Below are 7110 nucleotides of genomic sequence, written 5' to 3'. Positions count from 1 at the left end.
GTTTGCATCACGTTCCGCATCGCCGATTACGGCGATATACGGGGTTTTCTGCATTGTGTGCTCACGGATTTTACGATTGATCTTTTCATTACGCAAATCAGCCTCCACCCTAATGCCTTGTTTTTTCAACATTTGCACCACAGTGTTGGCGTAGTCGTTGTGCGCCTCGGTGATGGTGGCCACCACCACCTGCACGGGCGACAGCCACAAGGGCATGGCGCCCGCATGGTTTTCAATCAAAATGCCGATGAAGCGTTCCATTGAGCCCACAATGGCACGGTGCAACATCACTGGGGTTTTGCGGCTGCTGTCTTCGGCCACATACTCTGCCCCCAAGCGACCCGGCAGCATAAAGTCCACCTGGATGGTGCCACACTGCCAAGAACGGCCAATGCTGTCTTTCATGTGGTATTCAATTTTGGGCCCGTAAAATGCGCCCTCGCCGGGCAACTCGGTCCATTGCACACCGCAGGCGCGCAAAGCCGCGCGCAGGGATTCCTCAGCTTTGTCCCACACCTCATCGGTGCCCAAGCGGGCTTCTGGGCGCAAGGCAAGCTTTACATTGATGTCGTTAAAACCAAAGTCGGCATACACCTGCATGGCGACCTGGTTAAAACGGGTCACCTCGTCTTGCACTTGGTCTTCGGTACAAAAAATATGCCCATCGTCTTGAGTAAAGCCGCGCACGCGCATGATGCCATGCAGCGCGCCCGAGCTTTCGTTGCGGTGGCAAGCGCCAAATTCACCATAGCGCATGGGCAGGTCACGGTAGCTTCGCAGATCGCTCTTGAACACCTCAATGTGGCCGGGGCAGTTCATGGGCTTTAAGGCGTAGTCGCGCTTTTCCGACTCGGTGGTGAACATGTTCTCTTTGTAGTTTTCCCAGTGGCCCGATTTTTCCCAAAGTTTGCGGTCCAAAATCTGGGGGCAGCGAATTTCTTGGTAACCGCCGTCCACATACACCTTGCGCATGTACTGCTCGACCTGCTGCCACATTTGCCAGCCCTTGGGGTGCCAAAACACCAAACCCGGCGCTTCATCTTGCATGTGGAACAAATCCAGCTGCTTGCCCAACTTGCGATGGTCTCGCTTCTCGGCCTCTTCAAGGCGATGCAGGTATGCAGCCAGGTCTTCTTTTTTGGCCCAGGCCGTACCATAAATACGCTGCAACATTTCGTTGTTGGAGTTACCGCGCCAATAGGCCCCAGCCACCTTCATCAACTTGAAATGCTTTAGCTTGCCAGTGCTGGGCACGTGAGGCCCCCGGCACAAATCGATAAATTTGCCTTCGCGGTAGAGGGAAATTTTTTCGTTGCTGGGGATGCTGGCAATAATTTCTGCCTTGTAAATTTCGCCCTGCGCTTTGAAAAACTTGACCGCTTCATCGCGATCCCATTCCTCGCGCACCACCACCTCATCGAGCTTGGCGAGCTCCTGCATTTTCTTCTCGATGGCTTCAAGGTCTTCAGGCGTAAAAGCACGCTCGTAAGAAAAATCGTAATAAAAACCGTCGTCAATCACAGGGCCAATGGTGACCTGCGCGGTGGGAAACAACTCCTTAACAGCATAGGCCAGCAAGTGGGCTGTGCTGTGGCGAATCATGTCCAGGCCGTCATCGTCCTTGTCGGTCACGATGGCCAGGCTGGCATCGTGTTCAATGGTGTAAGAGGTATCAACCAGTTTGCCATCTACATTGCCGGCCAAGGCCGCCTTGGCCAAACCGGGACCAATGCTGGCAGCCACGTCGGCCACAGTCACGGGTTGTTCAAAAACGCGTTCAGAGCCGTCAGGCAGGCGGACTACTGGCATATTTACACACCTTCAAATGAAATTTTGGGCAAAAAAAAAGCGCGGAGCATGCCGCACTTCGATTTTATAGCCTTCGCAATTTGGCCAACAAACTTTACGGCCAACGGCGCCGCATTCACCCTGCCACTGAGGCAGTGGTAGGCGCGATTGGACTCGAACCAACGACCCCCACCATGTCAAGGTGGTGCTCTAACCAACTGAGCTACGCGCCTGCGCCGAAGGGGTGTGATTGTACATCACGGGCCAGGAATGTCAATCAACTCATTCCGTTCACCATGCTGATTGGACCCCCAAAGCAAGTTGACAAAGCCAGCGGGCAACGTTAATTTTGACAACACTTATTGTCACTTAACCCCTACAGGCTATTTTTATGACCACTGCCCCTAACCCCAAAATGTTTGAGTCCATGCGCAAAGTCATGAATGGCTTTTGGATCGTGGTGCCCGCCTACTTGTTGCTTAGCCTGGTTATGCCTTTTTTGTTGATTTTGGCGCTGATGCTGTTGGTGGCTCACACGCTAGAGCTGCCCATTGCCTTTTTGCGCTTGAAGGGTAAAAACCTGCCAGCTTCCGAGGTGGTCGGCAAAACACTGCTTTATGGTTTTACCTGGTGGTTACCCAAAAGCCTGGAGGGCAAACGCTAACCCCCAAGGCGCCGAAAACCCTTCGTTTGTAAAAAAAGTGTCATTGCACTGTCACAACAAGGTCAAAGTGGGCGCGTTTAATGGGCTCCATGAGAAAAACATGGAACCCGACAATGCGCCCAGCCTCACTGGACTTCAACAAACGCCTCATTGAGCAGTTGTTTGCCAAAGCCCCGCTTGAGGCTGAACCCACTTCCGCCGCGCTGCAACCCTCGGCACAAGCCATAAAAGACCAAGAAGTGGCGGATCACCGCTACCGCACCATCTGGATATCGGATATTCACCTGGGCACGCCGGGTTGCCAGGCCGGTGCCCTGCTGCATTTTTTAAAACACAACGAATGCGACACCCTGTACCTGGTCGGGGACATCATCGATGGCTGGCAGTTGCGCAAAGGCTGGTATTGGCCGCAAAGCCACAATGACGTCATCCAAAAGGTGCTTAGAAAAGCGCGAAAAGGCACCAAGGTGGTATTTATACCGGGCAACCACGACGAAGCCGCCCGGCAGTTTGCCGGGCTGACATTTGGCGATATTCCGATTCTGGAAAGCGCCGTTCACACCACTGCCGATGGCAAGCGCCTATGGGTTGTGCACGGCGATGAGTTCGACCAGGTGGTGCGCTATGCCAAATGGCTGGCTTACCTTGGGGACACGCTTTACAACTTTGCGCTCACGCTAAACCGCTTGCTGAATCATGTACGCATCAAGCTGGGTTACCCGTACTGGTCGCTGTCTCAATACTTAAAGCACCAGGTAAAAAACGCGGTGAATTTTATTCTTGAATTTGAAAATGCGCTGGTTCACGAGGCCAGACAACAAGGTTACGACGGCGTGGTGTGTGGCCACATCCACAAGGCAGAAATCAAAGAGGTAGACGGCCTGCTTTACTGCAATGACGGAGACTGGGTAGAAAGCCTGACCGCCCTGGTTGAAAAACCCTGTGGCACACTCGAGATTGTGCACTGGCCCCACCGTGACCCAATCATCACAAAAACAAAGGCCATTGAAGCGGCCAAGGTGGGTTAAACCATGCGCATACTGATCACCACCGACGCATGGGCACCGCAGGTCAATGGCGTGGTGCAAACCCTCACCCAAGTGGTTAAACATTTGCGCGAACAAGGCCATGTGGTGCTGGTGGTTCACCCGGGTCAATTTAAAACGGTGCCCTGCCCCACCTACCCCGAAATTCGGCTTGCCCTGTGGCCCTGGCGTGGCCTGCAGCACGCTTTACAAACGTTTGAACCCCATGCCGTGCACATTGTCACCGAAGGTCCCATCGGCCTGGCGATGCGCCTGCTGGCACGCCGCAAGGGGCTGCCCTTCACCACGGCTTACCACACGCAATTCCCAGAATATGTCAAAGCACGCACTGGCATACCTGTGCGCTTGACTGCGGCCCTGCTCCGGTGGTTTCACAAGCCCGCCAAGGCCGTGATGGTGCCCACGCAATCGGTGATTCAAACCCTTCAAAGTCGCGGTCTTCACAACTGCGTGTTGTGGCAACGGGGCGTTGATTTACAACGCTTCAACCCCGCCCCCAGTGCTGCGGCCAAACACCTCAACTACTGCCCCAAAGCGCTGACACAAGAGGATCCACAACAGGTGGAGGTGTTGAAGCGTTTAGAAAAGACGCATGTGCAAAAGCCAGTGTTTTTGTACGCAGGCCGAGTGGCCATCGAAAAAAACCTGGAGGCTTTTTTAGGTCTGGATTTGCCCGGCGAAAAATGGGTGGGCGGGGATGGACCAGCCCGAAAAACCCTGGAAAAAACGTACCCCAATGCGCGATGGTTTGGCATGCTGAATCACGCGGCATTGGCCGAACTGTATCGGCATGCCGATGTGTTTGTGTTCCCAAGCCAAACCGACACCTTTGGCTTGGTGTTGCTGGAGGCCATGGCCTGCGGTTGCCCTGTGGCGGCCTTCCCGGTCAACGGTCCACTGGATGTGGTGGGGCAAAGTGGTGCAGGGGTGCTGGGTTGGGATCTGCAAGAAGCCGCACTGGCTGCCTTAAAAATAGACCGCCAAATCCCCCAGCGACACGCCAGGCAATTCACCTGGGCAAATTGCACCAATCAATTTTTGGGGCACCTGGCCCCCATCGGTTTACAAGTGGGCGCACACCATCGGCCAGCGGGCCTCAGCAAAGCCTCAAGCCCCAAAGCCAAACAGCAAACCAGCTCGCAATGACCTACCCTCCTGAGGGCCGTCACAATTGCCTATAATAGGCGCAGACCATCCATTAAAAACAGACCAACCTCAGGAGCATTGCAACGTGGGATTCCTCGCTGGCAAAAAAATTCTTATCACCGGCCTGCTATCAAACCGGTCCATTGCCTACGGCATCGCCAAAGCCTGCCACCGTGAAGGTGCACAACTGGCCTTCACTTACCAAACTGAACGGTTTGTAGACCGGGTCACCGAAATGGCCGCCGAATTCGATTCCAAACTGGTGTTTCCTTTGGATGTGGCGGAAGACGCACAAATTGAAAACCTGTTCACCGAACTGGCAAAGCATTGGGATGGTTTGGATGGCCTGGTGCACGCCATCGGTTTTGCCCCCCGTGAGGCCATTGCTGGCGACTTTTTAGAGGGCATTTCACGCGAAGCTTTCCGCATCGCTCATGATATTTCTGCTTACAGTTTTCCGGCGCTGGCCAAAGCAGCCTACCCCATGATGCAGGGCCGCGAAGGCGCTCTGCTCACCTTGAGTTATCTGGGGGCAGAGCGCATGGTGCCCAACTACAACACCATGGGTTTGGCCAAGGCCTCACTGGAAGCTTCGGTGCGTTACCTGGCCGAGTCACTGGGCCCCAAGGGCATTCGCGTCAATGGTATTTCTGCAGGCCCCATCAAAACGCTGGCTGCTGCCGGCATCAAAGGATTCGGCAAAATTTTGCACGCGGTAGAAGAAGCTGCCCCCCTTCGACGCAATGTCACCATTGACGATGTGGGCAATGTGGCCGCATTTATGTTGTCAGATCTTGCACGGGGTATTACCGCCGAAATTACCTACGTGGACGCTGGCTACAACACAGTCGTGAGCGGCATGGCCGAGTAAGCCCCATGGCCAGCAGCAGTACCCACGCCAATGAACCCGTGCTTCGGGTGCAAGGTTTATCCAAAACCTTGGGTGGGGTGCGGCTTTTTGAAGACGTCTCGCTCACCCTAAACAGCGGGCAAAGCCTTGCTGTGGTGGGCGAGTCGGGCAGCGGCAAATCCACCCTGCTTCACCTCATGGCAGGCTTGGACCAGCCCGACCAAGGCACGGTTCAGTGGCATGGTCAGCAGCTGGCCAAGCTCACCCAAGCCAAGTTGGCTGCGCTGCGCATTGCGCATGTGGGTTTAGTATTTCAGGCCTATTACCTGATGCCCCACCTCAACGCATTGCAAAACGTAGAACTCCCCTTTTTGCTGGCAGGCAAGCAGCCTGAGGCAAAACGCGCGCTTGCTTTGCTGAATATGGTTGGCATGGCGCACAAAGCCCATGCTTTTCCTCGAGAACTATCCGGCGGGGAACAACAACGGGTGGCGATTGCCCGCGCCTTGGCTTTGCGGCCACCCTTGATCCTGGCTGACGAGCCCACCGGCAACCTCGATGAAGACAACGCCGAAAAGGTATTGCAGGTCTTGCTCAACGCATGCAGCCAAGAGGGCAGCAGTTTGGTGATGGTCACCCACTCCACGCACGCGGCCGGCGCCCTTGCGCAACAACTGCGATTGGCCCAACACCACCTCAGCGTTGGGCGGTAAGCGCATGCGCTGGCCAGTTGCAATTCGGCTGCGCTGGCAACTGTTGCTGGGCGCATTAAAAGACCAGCCTTTAAAATGGAGCATCGCCACCTTGGCGATTGCGGTTGGGGTTGGCTTGGGTTTGGCTGTGCATTTGATTCACCAGCACGCCCTGACTCAATTCAACAGCGGGGTGCGGCAATTCGCGGGTGTGGCCGATGTGCAGTGGTTGCCCCACAGCCAATTGCTGCCAGAGTCAGCGCTTGAAACTGCTGTGCAATGGCCCGACGTGGGTGTGGCCTCGCCAGTCATCGACCTGATGGTAAAACTTGAGGGGCTCGACCAACCCGTGCGCTGGCTGGGCCTTGACCTGTTTACCGCCGCACTGGTCACACCCAACCTGTTGGGCCAAGCATTCGACCAAGACGCACAAGCCAGCTTGGGCAACATTCCCATGCTAAACGACAGCAATGCCTTCGTAAGCCCTGCCTTACTGCAAGCCCTGCAACAAGGCGATGGCGCCCCCCCCAGCAGGCTAATGAGTTTGCACGAGGGGAAGGCGCAGCACTGGACCCTGGCAGGCACTGTACCCGCCGCTGGCGCTGGTCAACTGTTGGTCGTGAGTGACATTGCCGCGGTCCAGGCTTTTTTTGGCAAGCTGGGTAAGCTCAGCCGCATCGACCTAAAACTGCGCGAGGGCGTGGGCACGCAGGCATTTATAGATGCCCATAACCCAGACATCGCGGCCTTGGGCAGGCTGGAAACTCCAGCCGACCAAGGCAGTCGAGGGGCCAGTGTTTCGCAGGCCTACCGGGCAAATTTATCCATATTGGCCATGGTGGCCCTGCTCACAGGCGGGTTTTTAAGCTTTTCCACGCAAATGCTGGCTGTGGCCCAACGCGCAAGGCAATGGGCCTTGCTGGC

6 protein-coding genes, 1 tRNA gene and 1 pseudogene are annotated in these 7110 nt (G+C 55.6%); 6 read left to right on the top strand and 2 right to left on the bottom strand.

The genetic code is table 11. The annotated features are described in order from the left end of the window. Both thrS and ACEQU8_RS09505 read right to left on the bottom strand, forming a co-directional pair. Positions 1–1809: threonine--tRNA ligase (gene thrS, locus ACEQU8_RS09510; protein ID WP_370263180.1), on the bottom strand; the 1809-nt coding region annotated here is incomplete at its 3' end. Between the two features lie 135 nt (positions 1810–1944). Further along, a tRNA-Val gene (locus tag ACEQU8_RS09505) sits at positions 1945–2021 on the bottom strand. Positions 2022–2179: 158 nt separating this feature from the next. Here ACEQU8_RS09505 and ACEQU8_RS09500 point away from each other — a divergent pair. From ACEQU8_RS09500 to ACEQU8_RS09475, 6 genes and pseudogenes are all read left to right on the top strand, one after another. After that, entirely contained in the window at positions 2180–2452 is a 273-nt protein-coding gene (locus ACEQU8_RS09500) for a hypothetical protein (RefSeq protein ID WP_370263178.1), read from the top strand. Positions 2453–2565: 113 nt separating this feature from the next. Next, complete coding sequence (locus tag ACEQU8_RS09495) at positions 2566–3480, top strand: UDP-2,3-diacylglucosamine diphosphatase (protein ID WP_370263177.1); 915 nt, start codon at positions 2566–2568, stop codon at positions 3478–3480. A 3-nt stretch (positions 3481–3483) separates the two neighbouring features. Next, the gene (locus ACEQU8_RS09490; RefSeq protein ID WP_370263176.1) at positions 3484–4644 is read left to right on the top strand and encodes a glycosyltransferase family 4 protein; all 1161 of its coding nucleotides are present in this window, start codon (positions 3484–3486) and stop codon (positions 4642–4644) included. Between the two features lie 85 nt (positions 4645–4729). Next, on the top strand, positions 4730–5515 hold the full coding sequence (gene fabI / locus ACEQU8_RS09485) for an enoyl-ACP reductase FabI (RefSeq protein ID WP_370263175.1): 786 nt from the start codon (positions 4730–4732) through the stop codon (positions 5513–5515). Between the two features lie 5 nt (positions 5516–5520). Then, the gene (locus ACEQU8_RS09480; RefSeq protein ID WP_370263173.1) at positions 5521–6207 is read left to right on the top strand and encodes an ABC transporter ATP-binding protein; all 687 of its coding nucleotides are present in this window, start codon (positions 5521–5523) and stop codon (positions 6205–6207) included. A gap of 4 nt (positions 6208–6211) precedes the next feature. Next, positions 6212–7110 (top strand): annotated as a pseudogene (locus tag ACEQU8_RS09475) (ABC transporter permease); the annotation flags it as partial.

This window comes from Limnobacter sp. (genome assembly GCF_964228395.1).
GTDB lineage: Bacteria > Pseudomonadota > Gammaproteobacteria > Burkholderiales > Burkholderiaceae_B > Limnobacter.
The sequence above is the reverse complement of the archived record's forward strand: the minus strand, read 5'-3'. Positions and strand labels throughout refer to the sequence as shown.